General features: G+C 36.4%; 12 protein-coding genes. 3 read left to right on the top strand and 9 right to left on the bottom strand.

The annotated features are described in order from the left end of the window. Positions 1-13: 13 nt before the first annotated feature. The 5 genes from ACMAYL_RS02340 to ACMAYL_RS02320 all read right to left on the bottom strand — a co-directional run bounded on the left by ACMAYL_RS02340 (position 14) and on the right by ACMAYL_RS02320 (position 14,869). Positions 14-913 carry a hypothetical protein gene (locus ACMAYL_RS02340; RefSeq protein ID WP_392991776.1) on the bottom strand — a complete coding sequence of 300 codons (900 nt, stop codon included), beginning with the start codon at positions 911-913 and terminating at the stop codon, positions 14-16. A gap of 12 nt (positions 914-925) precedes the next feature. After that, a complete protein-coding gene (locus ACMAYL_RS02335) occupies positions 926-3,889 on the bottom strand; it encodes a hypothetical protein (RefSeq protein WP_412470672.1) in 2,964 nt (987 codons plus the stop codon). A gap of 130 nt (positions 3,890-4,019) precedes the next feature. Next, a complete protein-coding gene (locus ACMAYL_RS02330) occupies positions 4,020-13,469 on the bottom strand; it encodes a tandem-95 repeat protein (RefSeq protein WP_412470671.1) in 9,450 nt (3,149 codons plus the stop codon). Between the two features lie 355 nt (positions 13,470-13,824). Further along, positions 13,825-14,145 (bottom strand): hypothetical protein, encoded by a 321-nt coding sequence (locus tag ACMAYL_RS02325; protein ID WP_103217369.1) that lies wholly within the window; start codon positions 14,143-14,145, stop codon positions 13,825-13,827. Between the two features lie 109 nt (positions 14,146-14,254). After that, entirely contained in the window at positions 14,255-14,869 is a 615-nt protein-coding gene (locus ACMAYL_RS02320; RefSeq protein ID WP_103217368.1) for a Crp/Fnr family transcriptional regulator, read from the bottom strand. 129 nt (positions 14,870-14,998) lie between these two features. Between ACMAYL_RS02320 and ACMAYL_RS02315 the strand changes: the two genes are divergently transcribed. After that, positions 14,999-15,406, top strand: a complete 408-nt coding sequence (locus ACMAYL_RS02315) for a YeeE/YedE family protein (RefSeq protein ID WP_392991783.1) — start codon at positions 14,999-15,001, stop codon at positions 15,404-15,406. Further along, positions 15,406-15,822 (top strand): DUF6691 family protein, encoded by a 417-nt coding sequence (locus ACMAYL_RS02310; protein ID WP_392991785.1) that lies wholly within the window; start codon positions 15,406-15,408, stop codon positions 15,820-15,822. Before ACMAYL_RS02315 ends, ACMAYL_RS02310 begins: the two co-directional genes overlap by 1 nt. Here ACMAYL_RS02310 and ACMAYL_RS02305 read toward each other — a convergent pair. Together ACMAYL_RS02305 and ACMAYL_RS02300 are read right to left on the bottom strand one after the other, a co-directional pair. Then, positions 15,815-16,621, bottom strand: coding sequence for a sterol desaturase family protein (locus ACMAYL_RS02305; RefSeq protein ID WP_392991787.1), 807 nt, complete (start codon positions 16,619-16,621; stop codon positions 15,815-15,817). The genes ACMAYL_RS02310 and ACMAYL_RS02305 overlap by 8 nt on opposite strands. Positions 16,622-16,633: 12 nt before the next feature. Further along, a complete protein-coding gene (locus ACMAYL_RS02300; protein WP_392991789.1) occupies positions 16,634-17,449 on the bottom strand; it encodes an alpha/beta fold hydrolase in 816 nt (271 codons plus the stop codon). Positions 17,450-17,620: 171 nt separating this feature from the next. On the opposite strand from ACMAYL_RS02300, the gene ACMAYL_RS02295 reads away from it, so the two are divergent. After that, positions 17,621-18,340, top strand: a complete 720-nt coding sequence (locus ACMAYL_RS02295; RefSeq protein ID WP_412470670.1) for a hypothetical protein — start codon at positions 17,621-17,623, stop codon at positions 18,338-18,340. On the opposite strand, the gene ACMAYL_RS02290 is transcribed toward ACMAYL_RS02295, so the two are convergent. Further along, positions 18,337-18,777: a hypothetical protein gene (locus ACMAYL_RS02290; RefSeq protein ID WP_412470669.1), complete on the bottom strand. Its 441-nt coding sequence runs from the start codon at positions 18,775-18,777 to the stop codon at positions 18,337-18,339. The two genes, ACMAYL_RS02295 and ACMAYL_RS02290, sit on opposite strands and share 4 nt — an antisense overlap. After that, positions 18,777-20,468, bottom strand: coding sequence for a FecR domain-containing protein (locus ACMAYL_RS02285; protein ID WP_412462656.1), 1,692 nt, complete (start codon positions 20,466-20,468; stop codon positions 18,777-18,779). Before ACMAYL_RS02285 ends, ACMAYL_RS02290 begins: the two co-directional genes overlap by 1 nt. Between the last annotated feature and the right edge of the window lie 55 nt (positions 20,469-20,523).

The raw sequence follows: 20,523 nt of genomic DNA, 5'->3' as shown, positions 1-20,523 counted from the left end.
CTTCTCCTTAAATTTATAAATTAGTTTGAATCATTACTGATTTGAATCCTAATGGTAAGTTTTTGTGATTTGTCCAGTTCTCGTAGTCAATCCCGTATAGCGGAACGGCCGTAAGATTTAATACTTCTGGAAAGTCCAGTCCAGGGTATTGTTGCGCAAATTGTTTTCTTAAATTTCTTAGGTGTGATTTAAGACTAATTTCCGATAAAATTGTCTTACCTCCTGGCAGGAGGTGGTTTTTTATATTGGCCTTAAATAAGTGCAGTTCGTTATCTACAGTTACACCATGAGACTCAAAACCTGATATCGGATCAGTATAGATTAGATTCATCTCAAAGAATGTGTAAGCGTTTCCTTTATTTGCAAGTGCATAAGTAAGCTTGTTCTTTTTCTTGTCAAATTTTAAGAATCTCAATTGTGGTGATACTTGAGCCTCTTTAGTTGAGTAATAAATTTCACCAACGATGAAGCTTGTTGCTCCACTCATATAATCAATTTTAAATCCGGCCTGAAAACTACCTGTCTTTAAGTCAGAGGCAATGTTAATTTGTAGTCCATAGTGCCTTGTCTCTCCAGGAGCTAAACTTTGTTCAATAGAAAAGCTTTCAATCCCTTTTTCATCTAAAAGTGACATATATGGCGCTAATGAATAACTTACATCTTGACCAATTCTATATGGAAGATAGCTATAACTACCATCTCTTGATTGGATAAGCTCTGTTTTGATAATAGTGTAGCGACAAATACTGTCACTCGTGTTTTTTACAACGATTTCTCTCTTCTTGTCTCCATCTTCAACATAATGTTTGATTGCAGGATGTGACTTTTTGCCATTATCGTCCTTTTGTAGAACGAGACAAGCCGAAGCTGAAAGGTTTGCACAAAGTAGAATGATAGTTAAAAATATTTTCATCTCTTATTGGCCTTAATTATTGTAGAAGAGGTTTCTAGTTCTTCTGATTTGTAGTTTTTCACCATTTTCATTTTCTAACTCAATATCAATAGTGATCTCGTTTTTTTGACTTAGCAATGAAATAAGATTTTTCAAGTCGATATTAATATCCCACATGCCAGAATATACTTCTTCGATTTCTATATCAACTTGATAGCCATCAAGTTCTACGGAAATATCTGAAAGAATTGTGTATTCAGTTTCAGATGAGTCTAATATTAATAAGGCGCTAAATTTAGGCGAACTAATTATACTGCTATCAAACTCTGAAACAATAAGCTCCTGTGTCGGCAGAGTGTCTGCATTAATGATTTCGAACCCAAATGATATTGTCTGCATATTGTCTTTAGGTAGCTCTAATGTAACTTCTTTCTGGATCTCTTGGTAAATAGGAGAGTTTGCTGTCGCAATTAACTTGTAATTTCCGTTTTTAAGACGTGAGTAATTAATTCCATTTAAAGAACGGGCGCTTATTGGAATAATCTCTCCATTCTTATCTATTAATTGGTATGTGATATCTCCAATTAGAGTATCGAAGTCTTTTTCAAAACGTCCATTCTTGTTAATATCATTATAAGAGAAGACATTGATTGATGATATTTCCTTTAGTGCAAAGTCCACATGTACAGTTTGATTCTTTATGACCTTTGTCCCCTTATAGTATTGCGCTGACTCCAAAGACTTCGCAGTAACTTGTCGCTCAATAAGAGAGATGTGGTCAATATCTGGTTTAAGCTCATTAATGATGTATTTGCCATTTTTGTCGGTTGTTGTGCTTCCAGTTACGCTATAAATATTAAGGCCTTCAACACCCGGCTCAAAGTCTTCACATAGGCCATTTAGGTTTCGATCAATACAGATTCGGCCAGCAATACTACCTGTGCGTTTTCCACCAAAAGCATCTTCGACACCTCTTGGCGTCTTTGCTCCAAAACGGTATTGAAAACGAATACCTATTTGATAATCGATATCATCATATTGATGATTATCTTCTGCTCTTGTATAAATTTCGAATGAATAATTACTGTCTGCTCCTGTTCGAATACCTGCTTCGATATAATCAAGATCAGTTTGTGTTTGTGTTACGTAATCGTTTCTTTGGCCTTCATCATGGCCAACTCTAACGTAGGCATCACCATTAAAGTGGTTATTGTTGATATTATAGTTTACGCCTACACTAGTACGTGTACGATATGAGTCATCCCCATATGATTCATACTCAAAATGCGATCTTATTGTGAACTTTGGTGCTTTGTAGCTTAAATCAACAGATATGAAAGGCTCGTTAGTATAGTCTTGAATATTTGCATCTGTATAATTCTTGCTTGCAACACCAGCTCTCATTGCGGCATATAATTGCTTGTTCTGGTAGGCGAATGTGATGAACTTTCTTTGTTCACTTTCACTTGAGCTAGTTTGATCTTGGTAGTTAACACTGGCCGACAAGCCTCCTCCCATTGGAAAGCTTACACGAACATTATTAGAGCTGCGATGTGATCTACTCTGCTCATTTGTTTCGAAAGTGTCTTTGTTTAGTTCGTCATTTCTGCTAAGTTCGAGAAGAACACCATCAAAATCGTAAGATAGTGAAGTATTATTATAAATAACTTCTTGAAAACGATCTCTTCTATAACCAGAAGTTATTGCAATAGGGAGGTTCTTTCTTACCATGTAACGAATAGCTGTACGGTAATCTTGTATTACTCCACGTTGAGGGTCATCGGAAACAGTTAGGGATGGTGCAAATGATAATTTATCATTAGGATTAAAATTTCCACGATAGCCAATTGAGCCAGATGTTTCTCCAGAGTCTGTATTCTGGTTGATGATAACAAAAGTTCGTTGTCCTGGTTTTGGGTCATATTGAACCATGGCCGCTGTATTAAATTCATCATTTTCGTCAACACCTACTAGCGTTCCAACTTTTAGGTTAGGCAATATATCTCTTGAATAGGCAACACCATCACGGGCCTCGTTACCAACATTTGTATCAACGTCTAGATCGACATTATTTCCAGCACTAAATCGCCAGTTATCACCATCAAAGTGGAATGTGCCACGTGCATCTTGTGCTTGTCCATTGACCATATTTGCTTGTACGTAGCTTGATAAAGAAACATAGTCAGATAGGGCCCCGTTAGAATTTAAGACTACTGAACTTAGATTTGAGTCTTTACCTTCCACACTCATGTAGTCATTAGTAATAGTTAGTGTTGTATCAAGGTAATTACCTTGTCTATCCTGGTTATTTGTTGAGCTAACAAATTTTACCTGGAATTTTTTTTGAAATTTTGTAATTGTTCCAACTTTTGCGCTCACTTCAAAGGCCGCATAAGTTGAAGTACTATTTTTAAAGTTAACTCTTACAGGAAGAAGCTTTACTTCATTTGCAGCAATGGTAATAGGGGAGCTGTTTACACTCACACTTACTTCAGGTGTTAAGTTTCTTATTGAGAAGTTATAAACTTCACTTGAGTTACCAGTATTTTTAACCTTTAAGTTAAGAGAGTGATTTTTCTTATTTGTTTCAATATTTTGATCAGCATCAAAAAAATCGAGATTATGTTTCTTGGCAACAACAAAGCTAATATTGTTTTCAATCTTTTCTTGTGTCTGTGTATTGGTAAAAACAATTTTCAATTCATGAATTGTTCCTGCATCAACAAAGCTTGGAGTGTATGTATAAAAAGTTAAATAAGTTAGATCGCCAGCAATTAGGTTTGCTTCTTCTGGGCCTTCGGCACGCCACTGCTGATTACTTTCAATTGTAATTTTATACGTGGCATTTGATACTGATTTTATCGGAAGAACTTGTATGGCAACTTCACCTGGAAGAACACTCTTGTCTGGAAGCATACTAATATCTAGTTCACTACCTAGTACTAGTAAATTGATGAAAAAAACGAATAGGGAAAGCGTAGTTTTTATCTTCTTCATAATGCTCACATCTTAGCTTAAATAAGATGAAAATATTCATTGTTGAGCATTATTTATAACTATGTATGTCTTTTGTACATGAGTAAAATCAGTATTTTACAGGAACAAATGTTAGGTAATCTAAACTTGTTTAGAGGAAGTATTCTGCAACTCCATAGAGTCCGTTTTGCTCAAATGGGAAGATGATTGAGTCGTTAGTTGGATTGTAATCAAACTCCACACCACGACATGAAAGTTGAGGCATTGTCCAACTCAGGGCACCAAGATCAGTGTCTGTATCGATATTGTGAGCATATAGTCTGCTAGCATAGCAGTAGTAGAGATATTGCGTTCCGCCTCTTCTAGTGTAAACGAAACCGTCATCAATATTTCTAGCTGTATAGGCAATTTGCTCAACGTTTCCGTCTTTAAAGGCAATAATTCTGCGCTGAGCACCACGATACATCTTCGCTGTTACATACTTCGCATCAACACTATCGTAGTAGATATTTCTGTAATTATCCCAGTACTCATATTCACAAGTGCTACCAGAAGTTGGTGCAGTTCTTAGTTCTGTACAACCTTCTTCTGTACTATTGTATCCAAGAACACCCCAGACGTGTTCTTGTCTGTAGCTATCGGCCGAATCATATGCCTTAAGCATAAAGTCTTCGTATCTTAGGTCTGTTGAGTTATATCTCATTCTATTTAAGAATAGCTTACCATTGGCAAAACCAAGAGGTAGGGCCCTGTTTTGATCACCGGCAACATCAATGTCACTGCCAATTTTTCCATCAGAAGTCGGGTCATAATAAGCTGTACCACTTGTATTGCTAAAGACATCTTCCCACATACCTGTCGAGCGGTTAAGCATTGAAAAACGTCCATAGTGCCATTCTACACGGTCCATATAGATATTTCCCGTTGCACGATCAACTACGGTCCAATATGGGTTTCTTACTGGCTGTGTTGTTGCAGCTGCAGCAGTTGAAGCTGTGGCCACTGTACCATTACCTGCGATACTGTGAATATTCCCTTCGATAGTAAATTCTTTTAGATAGTAAGATGAAGTGTCATTTACAACAATCTTTCCGTTATTTAATCTTGTGACACGGCTAATATTACTAAAGCGAGCATTAACGGCATTTACATTATCTCCGTAAGACTGACCTTGGCCAAAGATTGTAACAACTTTCCCTTCGTTATCTAGGGTTCTAATTTTACCGCGGTCACTGAAATAAATTTTTCCATTCTTATCAACGAAAACTGAATAGATATCCATATTACATGCAGTGGCCAGAGTACCATCTGCACATTCTCCAAGCGTTCCAGAACCTAGGATTCTTGTGTATGTTCCATCAAAATTATTTCGATTCATGTAACTTCTTGCTACTGTTACATATGAGTTACCATCCATACCTGTATAGTTATAGTAGTGATACCAACGGTAGCTATTATCTAGTGGTGTAATAGATTGACCAGTTGTTGGATCAAAATAAATTCTTGCATAAGTATAGTCAGAAGTTGATCCATACATATCACAGCCTGGAAAATTCTTATGGTGATAGGCCGTTCCAGTGATTCCTTGAATCTGAGATGTCGCTTGATTAAATTTGATACCAGTATATCCAACTCGACACTTAGATAGGTCTTGAGATGCCTGCCAACCATTTCCTGTACCACCAAGATAGAATGATTCAACTTGCCCTGTTGCTGCTCTGTAGATACGCACTTTGAAGTTGCCGTCTGTTTCAATACTTTCTGATCTTTCAGCATTAAACCAGATATCACCATTTGGTAGTGGTGTGAATAACACAGCATTCGTACGGTAATCAGAGCTTGATAATCCTCGCATTTGAAGATCTAGTGGGTTTGCTACAGTGTCTGCAGTGCTAGAGCCACCACCAATAATCGTTTCAATTGTTGGGTTTTCAAGATTTAAGTCAACTCTTCTAATTCTGTTATAATCAAGGATTAATAGTCTCCCTTGATAATCAAGAGTGATTTTCATAGGGTAGCGTAGAGTTGCACTCTCGGCCGGTCCACCATCTCCAGTTGACGTTCCAGTTTTTGCAATGAAGAGTTTCTGCTTACCATCTGCAGGGTCAACAGTGATAATACCTCTTTTATAATCTGCAAAATAAATATTACCATCATCAGTAAAGACAAGAGTGTGGATATCAGAAGAGTCACCAACGCGCTTGTTAAAGAATAGGGCCGATCTCGCATCCCCACCTAGACCTGCTTCAGTATTTCCTGCAATAATCTTAATACGATCAGCATTTAATGGAGTTGAAGTAAGCTGTGTACTAATACCTGAGATATTTGTTACCTTAACTCTGATCTTGTATGCAGTTGCCAGAGGTGAACCACCTGTCCACTTAAAACAACCTTCATTTGCAGCTAAAGTGATGCTAGGACAACCGTGATTAGTATGTGGTGAAATTCCTTGTGCTCCAGCAATTGCCGTAAATGTTTGTTCATCTTGTGTATAGAAAAGATTAATTGCCGTAGTCGAAAGACCAACAGCATCGTCTACCTTCCAACGAATATAAAGGTCAGTACCTGTTGGAACAGAGGATTCTGCTCTTGTTGGAGGAATTGATGATAAATCATTATTAGCAGCAGCTACGTCCCAAATTAGTGGAGGAGCATCTTTACTATATACAATTTGATCGTAGTCAGTACTTAGCACTTGTGTGTTTGATGAAATATTTCCAGCTTCATCTTTTACCCAAGCATAAACATCGTATAAAGCAGGCTCCCAACCAAGAAGATAAGAGTAGTCTGTTACAGTGATATTTTGTGCTGGAGTTATTCCAATCGAAGTCGAGTTCACTGCAATCCAACAAGCATCGTCACTTGCAGGTTGAGTCGTTGTATTTGATTGAAGACAAATATGAGTTAGGTAAACATTCGCATTTTGAGAACTAGCTGTTAACGAATATGGAATAAAGTTAGTTGGTGATGGATCCGCAACTCCTGCAGATATCGTATTTATAACAGGAAGGCCTGTTTCACGATACCAGTTACCTGAAACTGTTGTCGTATTAGAGGCAGCGTTCGTTTGAGCAAAATTATATGTATTGTTAACATCTGATGCAGTTGATGCTGTTGTCCATGACCATACACCTGAAGAACAAGTTGTTGTCGTCGTTTGTGCTCCAGTAATATTGATCGTTAATCCATTTTCACACGTTCCTGTGAATGTGGCAGTAGAACCATTATTTTTTATCGCGTTAACATCGATCGCTAGAGCAGGGAAATTAGAGTCTCTTGTCCAAGTATATGTTAGTGCTGATGTATTTCCTGCTGAGTCAGATTGTGTGAATGTGAATGCTCTCGTGGCATCTGTAGTGTAATTTGCCGATGTCCATGTCCAAGATGACGCTGAACAAGTAATACTTGCTGACTCTGTTCCAGAGATAGAGATAACATTTGTTCCTTCACAAATACCAGATACTGTTATGCTGTCTCTCAGAACTGTTTCTGATTGGATTTCTCCGATCTCGATTTGGATTGGTGCTGTCGCATTAAATGCCGGAGCTGTAGCGTCACGTTGCCAAGAAAGAGATAGGGCCGGAGAAGATGTATTTCCTGCAGCATCAGTTTGAACTAAGTTATAAACAAATGTTCCATCTGTTGTTTTTGGTGAAGGTGTCCAGCTCCATGTCCCAGAAGAACAATTAAATGAAGTTGTTTCATCACCTGTAACATAAATCGTATATGTTCCTTCACAAGTACCTGACCATGCGTTTGGTGTGTTAGCATTTGTAAAGTCTGGTGAGATACCAGCAGTTTTAGTAAGAATTGGAGCGACCTCATCACGTATGAAAGTTCTTGTAACAGAAGTCGAGTTACCTGCTGCATCGACTTGATTGATTGTTATATTCTTTGCTCCATCGTTGTCTGAGAAGTTTACTGTTTGTGAGAAAGTCCCACCAGAACAAGCAATCGAAAATGCAGCTTGAATATCACCAGAGATATTAATATTTAATCCACTTTCACAATTTCCGTTAATCGTCGTACTTGATAAGTGGTAAGAGTTATTTGCTGGTGATGTATAACTTAGTGCTGGTGCAATAGAGTCAATCACAAATGCAGCTGACTCAACTGTTGCAGAGTTTCCAGCTAGGTCTGTAAATGAAACTCTAAACTTAGCGTTTGATGTATTAATAGATGGAACACTCCACGCTCTTGTAAAAGATTGTGAACTAATTGGTCCATTAATGGCCGCAGTTGTGCCAATTGAAGACCAACTACTACCGTTGTAGAAATCTACTTGGAAGTTTTGTGCCGTCGATGTACTGGCATCAGTAGCGCTCCATGCAAGATTGATATTATTTCCGCCTTTTTGAATCGAAGGAGTTGTTAGAGAAAGACTTGGGTTAATTGTATCGTAGTAAACACTTATATTAGTTGATGATATGGAAATATTTCCGTGTGGATCTTTTGACCAAGCTCTAAGTGTATGAAGTCCTTGAGTTGCACTTGCAAGAGTATATGTTGTAGCATTTGCAACTGTTGAACATGCTACCCATGCATCACCAGCGGCCGGCTGGCTTCCTTCGTTAATGATCACAGAAGAAATATCGCTACAGCTACTTACTGTCATAGTATTTGCAGTTGAGTTCGTATAAGTCGCAGATGTAAGTGCAATAGTCGGTGCAGCTGAAGGTGTTTTATCTGTTACGTTAATCGTTACAGTTTCAACAGAAGCCGCATCAATAGTTCCATCATTTGCAATGAATGTGAATGTTTCGCTACCATGGAAATTAACATTACTAGTATATGTACATGTAAGATCAGTTCCATAACTACCTGTTGTGATACAATTTGAAAGTGTTCCATTAGATGGTGGCGTAACAATTTTATAAGTAAGAGCATCACCATCGACGTCTGTAGCATTGCTTAATGTAATTGCCAGTGCTGTATTATCATTTGTCGTAAATGACTGATCAGCTGCCATAACAGGTGCATCATTAATAGAGTTTACAATAATCGTAACTGTAGCAACTGTTGAATTAGCTGAGCCGTCATTTACTCTATATGTAAAAGTAGTTGTACCATTAAAGTTTGTTGCAGGCGTATAAGTACAGGCACGTGAAGTCCCTCCTGTGCAACTTAATGTTCCTGTCGCTGGGTCTGTAAGCTTGATATATGAAAGTGTGTCACCGTCAATATCTGAGCCAGCATTTAAGTTGAAGTTTAGTATTGTGTCTTCATTTGTTGAAACAGTTTGAGTTGCTGCAAGAGTTGGCACATCATTTACAGCGTTAATTGTAAGGTTAACAGTTGAGCTTGTTGCTGAATCTAGTAGTCCATCATTTGCTAGATATGTAAATGAATCGGAACCATTGAAATTTGCATTTGGTGTATAAGTACATATGATATCAGTTCCGTAAGAGCCTGTTGTGATACAGTCTGTAATTGTACCATTTGTTGGAGAGTTTATTATTTTATAACTAATAGTCTGCGCTGGTAGGTCAACATCAGTAGCTCCATTTAAAGTTATACTAAATGGAGTATCTTCATTAGTTACTTCACTTTGATCTGCAACCATTACTGGTGCATCATTGATTGCATTAACTGTGATATTTACTGTAACAGTATTTGAGTCAAGTGCTCCGTCATTTGCTTTATAAGTAAATGAGTCACTTCCTTCAAAATTAAGACTTGGTGTATATGTACATGCTGTTGACGTTCCACCTGTACATGAAAGAGTTCCGTTTGTTGGATTTGATACAATAAGATATGAAAGCGCATCATTTTCAATATCAGTGGCCGCTGTTAGATTAAAGCTATGGGCCGTATCTTCATTTGTTGAAAATGACCAGTCTCCAGCAAGAGTAGGAGCATCGTTTACACTATTGATTGTTAATGAAACTGTCGCATTTGTTACAGCAACCCCAACACTATCAGTTGCTGTATAAGTAAATGAATCACTTCCATAGAAGTTTGCATTCGGTGTGTAAGTACACGAGATATCAGTTCCATAGCTGCCAGTTGTAATACAATTTGAAATAGTACCGTTTGTAGGAGAAGTAATGATCTTATAACTTAATGTCTGAGCTGGAAGATCAACATCTGTCGCACCATTAAGTGTGAAGTTTACAGCAGTATCTTCATTTGTTGAATGTGCTTGATCTGCTGCCATAACAGGTACATCATTCACTGCTGAAACGTTAATTGTAACTGTTGCAAGCGTCGAATCAAGTGCACCATCATTTACTTTATAGGTAAATGTCGTTGAACCATTAAAGTTTGAATCAGGTATGAATGTACAGGCCGTAGATGTACCACCTGTACAGCTAAGGCTCCCATTTGCTGGAGTTGAAACGATTATGTATGAAAGTGTATCCGCTTCAATATCTGAACCTGCAGTTAGGTTGAAGTTAAGTACTGTATCTTCATTTGTTGATAGACTTTGAGTGGCCGCAAGAGTTGGAGCATCGTTTACAGGAGTGATTGTAATCGATACTGTTGAATCCGTTGCAGAGTCTGTTAGTGTGTCATTTGCTCTATATGTAAAAGAGTCACTTCCGCTGAAATTTGCTCCTGGCGTATAGTCACAAATAATATCAGTAGAGTACGTTGATGTATTAATACAGTTTGAAAGAGTACCATTTGCTGGAGCTGTAATTAGTTTATATTGAATTGTTTGTGCAGGGATATCAACATCCGTAGCACCTGAAAGAGTGAAGCTAAGAGTATTATCCTCTGCAATCGTTTCAGATTGGTTTCCGGCCATTACAGGAGCATCATTTTCTGAAGTAATGTTCACGGTAACTGTTGCTACTGATGAATCAAGTTGTCCATCATTTACTTTATATGTGAATGTAGTTGATCCGTTATCATTTAGGTCTGGTGTATATGTACAATCTCTAGATGTACCACCTGTACAAGTTAAGGTACCTTTTGCAGGGTCTGAAACGATTATATATGAAAGTGTGTCTCCTTCAATATCTGCTCCAGCATTTAGAGTAAAGTTAAGTGCTGTATCTTCATTTGTACTAACTGTTTGAGTTAGAGCAAGTGTCGGAGCATCATTAATAGCGTTAATTGTTAGAGTTACCGTCGCAAAAGTGACTGCATCTGTGACAGTATCATTTGCAATATATGTAAATGAGTCTGATCCGTTGTAATTAGCATTTGGAGTATATGTACAGTCTCTATCATTGATATAAGTCGCAGTCGTTATACAATTTGATAGAGTACCGTTAGTAGGAGCTGACACAAGTTTGTATGAGATTGTTTGGGCAGGAAGATCCACGTCTGTTGCAGTATTTAACGTGAAATTAATTGCAGTATCTTCATTAGTCGTCTCTGATTGATTTGCTCCCATTACTGGAGCATCATTTACTGTGTTAACAGTAATTGTCACAGTGGCCGTTGTTGAATCAAGCTCTCCGTCATCAACTTTATACGTAAATGTATCAGTTCCAAAAAAGTTTAAATTTGGATTATAGCTACAAGCTGTCGATGTTCCCTGTGTACAATTAAGTACACCACTAGTCGTTGATGAAATAATAGTATAATTGAGAGGTGTTGCTTCAATATCACTTCCGGCCGCTAGATTGAAGTTAATGACTGTATCCTCATTTGTCGTTTCTGCTTGAGTAGCTGCAAGTGTAGGAGCATCGTTAACTGGAGTAATGGTTAGTGATACAGTTGCTACACCTGCAGAATCTAGAGACCCGTCATTTGCAATATAACTAAAGCTATCATTTCCATAAAAATTTGTATTTGGAGTATAATCACAAGTTAAATCATTTCCATATGTACCTGTTGTAATACAATTTGAAAGAGTTCCATTATTCGGAGAACTTACAATTTTATATGTAAGGGATGCTTGTGAATTATCAACATCCGTAGCCTGGTTAAGAGTGATTGCAAGTGTGTTATCTTCAGCTGAAGTCAGACTTTGATCTGCACCAATAACTGGCCTATCATTAACATTTGATACATTTAAAGTCACAGTCGCTTCAGTTGAGTCTAGCTCTCCATCATTAACTTTATATGTAAAGGTATCAACACCTACAAAATCTGCGTTTGGTGTATACGTACATTCATTAGTTGTTCCTACACAAGTAAGCGTTCCGTTTGTTGGTAGTGAAGTTGTAATATAAGATAGACTTGGCGAGTCCACATCATCACCAGTTGTCAGAAAGAAGTTGTGAATTGTATCTTCTGTTACATTTACACTTTGGGATGCTACAAGAGTAGGAGCATCGTTAATTTGTTCTACATCGAGAGTATAGATAAATTGATGATGAGGAATTGCTGTGTTTACATTGTCGTCACCATCATTCTTCTTTCCAATTCTAACAATTATCTCAGCACTTGCTGCAGTATCAGCTGGTGGAGTGTAGCTCCATGTACTGGTATTTGAAACAGTCGCTCCATCAAGTATCCATTGATAGGCAACAGGATATGATGAATCCCAGTGAACTGCACTTGTTTTAAAGTCACTAGAAATTCCTTCTTTTAATGAAGTAGGTGTTTCAAGAGTTTTTAACTTCGGTGCAGCATCTTTTAAAATTGCAGCAGTTTCACCATTCGTTAATTCTGTGAAGATGTTGCTTGCCTCTGTATTATTCTCAAGCTCACTGTAAATTAAGTCATAGTCTATTGTTTGATTATCGATACTTGCTTCAATTAAAGCTTCTGTGCGATCGAGATAATCTGCAAGCTCTTTCGTTGGAGTATACTCAAAATCTGTATTCGTGATTTTTGCTAATAATGTTGAAACCGGAGTAATATCTTGTGGAGTAAAGTAACTAGTTACAACTTTTTCTAGCTCATCGCTACAACCAGATACTTTGACTTTGTAACGAGCAGGAGCTGTCAGATCGAGGGCCAACTTTTTTGCATCAAAATTAAAATAAGTTGAAGTGTTGATTCCTTCAAATGTAATCGGGTTATCTTCAAGGACTGTCATTGTCACAAGATCAAAAAGTTCTACCTTTGGATTGTCACAAGTTGTTGCTGCATAGGCATTATTAATGAATATACTTTTATTTGTTTGTGTTATTAGTCCTGATAGAGGAGGGATTCGCCCTTCAATGGCCGGAGTAACAATGACTGTATTGCTTGAACCAGTGTTTTGTTGCTTAGTATCTATTTCTTCTTCATTTTCTTCAATATCATTTGGAGGAGTTGGGATGGAGTAAACAATTTGTTTACTTTCTTCTTGCTTCTCTATTTTTTCAATTGCTTTTGCAGGCATCCTTTCAAATGAATTATTCGAATAATATGGCCTAGAGTAATCTGAATCGTTTAAGAATACTTGTGTTGAATTATTTTTCTTTTTATTAACAGCAAGTTTTGAAATTTGAAAATCTGCTCTTTTTTTACTCGGTTCAACTGCTTCGTCTACACTTTCTTGTGCAACTGAAGATGGACTTCTTTTACTGAACGTAGCTACATTTGAGTTTAGCCTTGCTTTAACTTTTGGTTTAACTAGTTCATATTCAATACCAATCTCTTTCGCAATCTCACTGTAGCTATTTGTCTTCGCTGTATCTTCTGCAAAGAAGATATAGCTAAAGCTAAATAGTGATGCCAGCGCTAGTCCGACGTAGAGTATTGGTTTTTTCAAAGTCCCTCACAACTTTCTTAATATTTAGTCGATGGTGAATAAAATTTGTTCTTAAATATTTTCGACTTAATATAATATTTCTTTAGTATTAAAGCATTTAATGAACAGATCACTAAATTCAGTTACTTATATCGGCTTTCTAAGGGTAATATTTAATTTTGTGGCAATTTTTTGTGGACTTTCAAAATTGTAAGATGAGATTTCAGGGCCTTATAAAGTTAATTAGTTAAACTAAATGCTTTTAGTTTCAAAAAATCTATAGAATTTCTTAAGGTTTTTACATGGATTTTGTTTAGGAGATAGAAAGGCCCAGATGAGACTGGGCCTTGAATATTTTTAAATATATAATTTTGACTTATTCAGCTGCAAAGTAGCCAATGTAATCTACCGAACACGTGTCTGGGTCAACAGCAATTGCAGCATTAAACCAACCTGAGTGTTCAGAACCAATTGCAGAGTAGATAAGCTTATCTTCGTTGAATTGTGCTAGCTTATTTCCTCTTTCATTTAGAAGTTCGCTACCTTGAGTAAGGTACATTAGATACTTCACTTCTAGAGGGCGATCTGCTCTAATCTTTCTTTCAAGTTGCTTACTTACGGCATTGTCACAAGCGATTACGTTTGAGCTAATTGCTAGACATGAGATAAACGATAAAAGAGTAATTGCTAATTTCATAAAATGGCCTTTGTGTGGGTTACAGTTGGCCGCATCCTATCTAAATAGGGTGATATAGACAAGCTCTAGAGATTTTAAATGTAAAATTTGCTAAGAAACTAACAAGATCTTAATAATTCTCATTTGCGAATTTTAGTAGCTTCTGCTCATCAACGATATCAATACTTCTGCCACTCTTTGTGATTAAACCTTGCGCCTCTAATTCACTTAAGATTCTTGTCACACTTTCAAAAGTTGATACCGCAAAGTCAGCTATCTCTTTTCTCGTCCAATTGTGTTCAGGATGCTTGAGTTTCAAGTAGACAAGTGCCTCAACAATTCTGGCCTTAGCTGATTTATCTGCCATTCCGGCCAGTCTTCTCTCTGCATTTCCTAGCTCTCTTGCGAGAATCTTTGTCATATTCTTCAAGAGGGCAGGGCTTTCAAGACATATATTGTCACACTGCTTACGATCGATGAGCATAAGCTTAGCTTTCGTCAAGCTAACTGAGTTTGCATGATAAGGAGTTTCTAGAAAGTATGAACGATGGCCAAAGATTTCCCCTGGCCCGTAAACTCTTAGGAAGCTCTCTTTTCCATTTTCACTATTGTAGTAGAGACCAATAATGCCTTCTTCTACAATATAGAGATATTGTGGGAATTCTGACTCTCTGTATATAACTTCACCTTTTTGATATTGGCGATAAATAGGTTGTTCAATATTGTTTAAGATTTCCTTAATCATGTTTTTCCAAGTTTGATGGCGATCAATGTTAATTTATAATCATTATATATAATTAATTTAACTTTGAAAGTCTTAGAAGGCTCTTAAGAAGTAATACAAAGTAACGATATTTAACAAAAAGGTGAGTATATGACTAACTTTACATGGCCGCTTGTGGGCGGAATTTTAATTGGAGTAGCTGCAGCATTTTTGCTCTATTTTAATGGGCGAGTTGCGGGTATTTCTGGAATATTTTTTAACTTCCATAAGAAGAATGATGGCGGGTTTTGGAGAGTTTTCTTCGTCCTCGGTCTGTTGGCAGGTGGACTGATCGTTAAGTTTGTTAATCCTGATTTCTTCTCTTACGCACTAGAGCTCTCATATCCTAAGGCAATTATCGCAGGATTATTTGTTGGAGCAGGAACACAACTTGGTTCTGGTTGTACAAGTGGTCACGGTGTGTGTGGATTATCACGTTTTTCTAAGCGCTCATTTGTTGCAACTTTAACTTTTATGGCCGTTGCAATAGCAGTTGTTTCTTTAGTGGGGTTACTATAATGAAAAAATTTACAAGTTTACTAGCTGGAATCATATTTGGAATTGGGCTTACTGTATCTGGTATGGTGAATCCGAAGAAAGTTATTGGCTTCCTTGATATCTTCTCTTTACAGGGAGGATGGGATGCTTCTCTTGCATTTGTAATGGGTGGAGCTGTTGTTATCGGTGTAATTGCAACCAAGCTAATTACAAAGCGTGGTGCACCAATCTGTGACACTCAATTTCATCTTCCGACAAATAAGATTGTTGATAAAAAGCTTGTTACAGGTGCCGCTTTATTTGGTATCGGTTGGGGGATTGCCGGGATTTGTCCTGGGCCAGCAATCGTAAACCTTATTAACTTATCAGCACCAATTATTGTCTTTGTTCTATCAATGGTGGCCGGTTCAATTCTTATACGTAAAGTAGTTAATTAGAAATTCTTTTTACTTTGCGAGTAAGGTAGTTTGTTGTGTCCTTATAAATACTAATCCATTCGTGAAATGCGACGAAAAAAGGATTATAGCTTTTTATAGGGACAGACCTGCCATATTTAATTTTTATCGATTCTTCCTCTTTTTGAAAACTTCCAAATAGACGATCAAAAATAATCAATATTCCACCAAAGTTTTTATTCTTATAGATATCGTTTCTACCATGATGAACTCTGTGGTGACTTGGTGTATTGAAAAGATACTCGATAAAGTTAGGAAGTTTTCGTATGACTTCTGTGTGTAGCCAATATTGATAGAATAGATTTAACGATAGAATTCCGAAAATTTCATCTGCTCTTATTCCAATCAATAGTAAAGGAGATAGGAATATTATTTGCCCTGGAATAACTGCGCCCCAGCCTAGTCTTAAAGCTGCTGTTACTTGCATTACATTAGGAGTGTGATGTACAGAATGACTTGCCCATAGAAGCCTTACTTGATGTGCTGTACGATGAAAAACATAATATGCGAAATCAACCAAGATAAAAACTAAGATTAGCCTTACTAAAGCAGGCATTTGAAAATCAAAGAATTTATACTTTTCTATATGTGATGCAATTAAAAATAGAAGAGGACTACCGATGAATTTTGTTAATAGTGAACCCGACATAACAATGAGAGAACATTTGGCCTCTTTCTTATATTCATCATTGTAGTCAATTATCTTTCTTCTTTCGATCACATATAATGTTGATAGGTATATCGTTAAAATGATTATTTGGTTTGCACTGATATTATTCATTTAATAATGTCCTCATTTTTCATCAAAGAAATCACTTGTGAGGTTGGCCACATACTTTCTATCTTGAATATGACAGAAGTGATCCGTATTTTTTATTTTATGAATTGAAAGGTTGTCATTAATTGATATTAGGTCTTGTATATTTGAGTAAGGTGTAAAGATATCATATTCACCCGTAAAACAGAGGGTCTTGCAGGTAGGTACTTTGAGCTCTTTCGTTTTATTTTTTAGAGTGTAACAACTAAGTAATTGTCTTTTAAAATCATCTTCGTTTAACTTGCTAAGTGTATAGCTAAGTAACTTTCTAACGAAAAAAAAGTTTTTTATATTACTCTTCTCTCCATGGTTTAATAAGGTTTCCAGAGTTTGATTCTTTAAAACTTCTTTATCATTAATAAATGAACTATTAATGATATTATCGATATATTCGTGACCTCGTTGGCTTATTGGCCCAAATGCTGCTAGAACACATTTTTTGATATTCAATTTCGATTGAGTAATGGAGTTTGCGTAAATCCCACCAAAGCTCGAACAGATTAGGTTAATATTCTTATAGCCAAGATCGGAAAGGATATCTGATATTCTCTTGGTAACTTCATCTATATCGATTTGTTTATTAGTAAAATACTTATCTGGTATTTTCGAAAATTCAAATATGATTGTATTTTGCTTCTTTGTGAATTCTTTTAAAGCTGATTCAATATTTTTGATATTTTGGAGTGCTCCTCCTATATACAAAACAGGAGTCGAGTTATCAGCTTGTGTTTTCTCAATAAATGCAAATTTGTATTCACTACCATCATTAAAATTGAAGGTTTCAATATTCATGGCCCATCCGTAAAAAGTAAATTTTTATCAATATTTATTATTAACTATTGTCTGATGTCAAGTATTTATATTTAACTTGGGACTGTGTAAAGGGGAGGTCGTTGAATAAAATATATTGTTTTAATATAGTAAAATTAGCTTGCTTGAATTATGATGATCTTAAGAAAATTTATGGAATATTCACTCTCTGATCTAAATGTAATTATATATGTAGCTTTTACTCTTTTAGCTGCTCTGTACTATCTTGCATTAAGCTTTCATGCTTTACGAGTTAAGCTAATTTTTAAATCGACTTTGCCAATTGAAAGAATGCCTTTTTATCAAGGGATGATTTGTTTTCTTATTACTTCTTTGGTTTTTGTTCCCATGTATTCTGATTATAAGATTGGAGTTACTCTTCTTATTTTCTTCTTCATTTTTCTTGCTCGTCTAGATCTGTGGAGTATCTTAAGCAATATTCTAAAAGAACATAGTCTACTTATAACGATGTATAAGATAGTGGTTTACTTGGCCCTTTTTATTTTTGGGATTCATTTCTTTCTGTATTTAATTGAGGGCAGTGGTGCATGTTGTATAAGTGATGATGTACTTTCAAAGACAACTAATGAGCTCACAAAATTAATCATGCCATTTAATATGAGTAAACTCTTAACAGCATCTTATCGTGTCGTCGCTTTTTTGAGTTTATTAGTCTATATTCGCTTTGCTTATCTTGCATACAAAAAAGCCGACAAATTCTTACTTGTCGGCCTTTGTGTCAATATCATTTATTATTTGTATTTCTTTTTAAACTTTATTGTTTTTCACAAGTACTGGATTCCAATTTTTTATCTCGCTGATCTTATAATTTACCTCGCACTCATAAAATTCAGCAGAAAGAAATTGAGCTAGTTACACTTCCCAAGTTCAAAATTAATTGTTCCGTATCCGTTTATGCAAGTCGAGCAGGTCATATATGCCTTAACCTGATCACCGGGAGCTATCGAAACATTTACATTACCACCAGGAAATGGAATTCCTGCTGTAATTAGAGAGTTATTTAAGACAACATCAAATGTCGCAGAAGATACATCTCCTGAGTCCAGTCGAATATAAACATTCTCAATACACCAGTACTGTGAGGAATTAAAGCCTTCCACATCTGTTGCACTTGTCCCAACTTGATTTTGAATTCCAAAATACCAAGTTAAGGTTGTGTCAGCATTGAAGAATTCAAAAGAGAGTACGGCCCTATTATCATTTTCAAAAAGGTAGGCATTACCATCAGCATCTGTTTTAAAACATGATGATAAACTAAAAAGTAGTGTAATTAATAATAGCGCTCTCATTAAAACTCCATTTCATATAAGACGCTAAAGTCTTTATTTTTAACGATAATATCTTGTGCAATAAATTCGCGGTGTAAGAAATTAAATAAGAGGGCAGTTGACTTCGAAAGATGTCTTCTCGCTCCTAGTTCAAAACCTTTTCCAGAGTAGATGGCAATATTTGGATGATGAGTATCAACAATATATGAGCGGTAATTTGTTAGGAATGTCCAATTATCACTGTAGTCATATTCAGCACCAAATTTAAGGTAAGGTGCAAATTGTGTTCTTTGATCCATTACTGGAGTTAGGCTCGTTTCAAATCGTGCAACTAGAAACATTTCGTCATTCATAAAATAACCTGCTGTAAGTCTGAAGCGATTATTTAATCGGTAATAAGCTTGAATTCCTAGCTCAAATGTCAGAATATCATCATCCATTTCTTCTGGTTCTAGTTTATCTCGATCCATGAAATAGGCATGAATTCCAAAGATGTAATCAAGGTATAGTTGTTGATTTAAAACATGACGGTAATGTCCAATAATATCAGCACCAAGTCCGATATAATTGTCATCATCACTTCCATTCATATTTCCCATCGTCGCATAATTCATTTGCTTGGCACTAATTCCTGTTTTAAGTCCCCAAGAATTTTGCATACCTGCTAATTTGGCAGCACCTGTATAAGGGCGGTGGTCTACAACTTCATGACCTTGAACTTCTTTGTATTCAATTTTGTCATTAAGTTTTTTGACAACTTCTTTTGTCTCATCATCTTGCTTAGTTGCAACAAAGCCTTTCTTTTTGTCTAGCTCGATTCCATTGGCAGCAACAAATTGCCCTGTGTTCTTATCAACACTCCCAACATCAAGTGACTCGTCTTGGATCGCTGGAATAAAAATCGCAGAATCAAGATCGACGATAGCACCATTTTTTGGAACTTCGTCTTCTTCAACATCCTTGCCATAAAGATCTGTGATCTGTTTCTTACTAAGATCCTCTGTCGTTGCTTTTTGGATATCGCTTCTTTTCACACTTTCTAAATTCTCATTCTTTTCAAGTGCTATAAGCTGGCTTGGGTTAACTTTTTGTGGTGGAGTTTCGTCATATAGGTGTGCATATGTTGTTGATGCAGTCCCTTTTTTAACAATCGTAACATCATCGCGGTCAAGATTGTCTCTAACGGTTTTTTCAGGATCAATACTCTCACTATTAATTTTCTTAACAGCTACTTCTCCCTCAAGAGTGACAACAGAAGTTGCTTGGTTTTCTTGGCTGACGACTGTAACAAACTCAGTTCCTCGAACACCTAAGGCCATTGTTTTTGTTTTGATATAGACTTTATTAAATGCGCTATGGCCCTTAGACTTTTTGGCCGGAACAATCTTAGATCGCATCTTTCCGTTTAGAACCTGAATAATACTTCCTGATTTCTTTTCCACTTTTGTGAGTTCGATTTTAGAATTTGGCCCAACAACAATATAACTTCCGTCATCTAGAATCTCAATTTTCACAAATGAGCGAAGTCTGGTTACAATAGAAGTATTTTCTTTTAGTAATTGTCCTTTCTTGATCCAAGTTGCTTGCATGGCACCAGGTGGAAGTTGTGAAACTTCTCCTCGTATATTTACAACTTTTGCAAAGGCGGCAATTGCATTGGATTGAATAAAACTCAAAGAAATTAAGAGAAATGATATTTTAATTAGATTCATAAAAGTAAACATCCGTGTTTAATTAATTTATCTAATTATAAATAAAAAACAGATG

The sequence above is a fragment of the Halobacteriovorax sp. RT-2-4 genome (genome assembly GCF_047085445.1).
Taxonomy (GTDB): Bacteria; Bdellovibrionota; Bacteriovoracia; order Bacteriovoracales; family Bacteriovoracaceae; genus Halobacteriovorax_A.
Note: the sequence above shows the minus strand (reverse complement) of the source record. Positions and strands in the feature narration are given on the sequence as shown.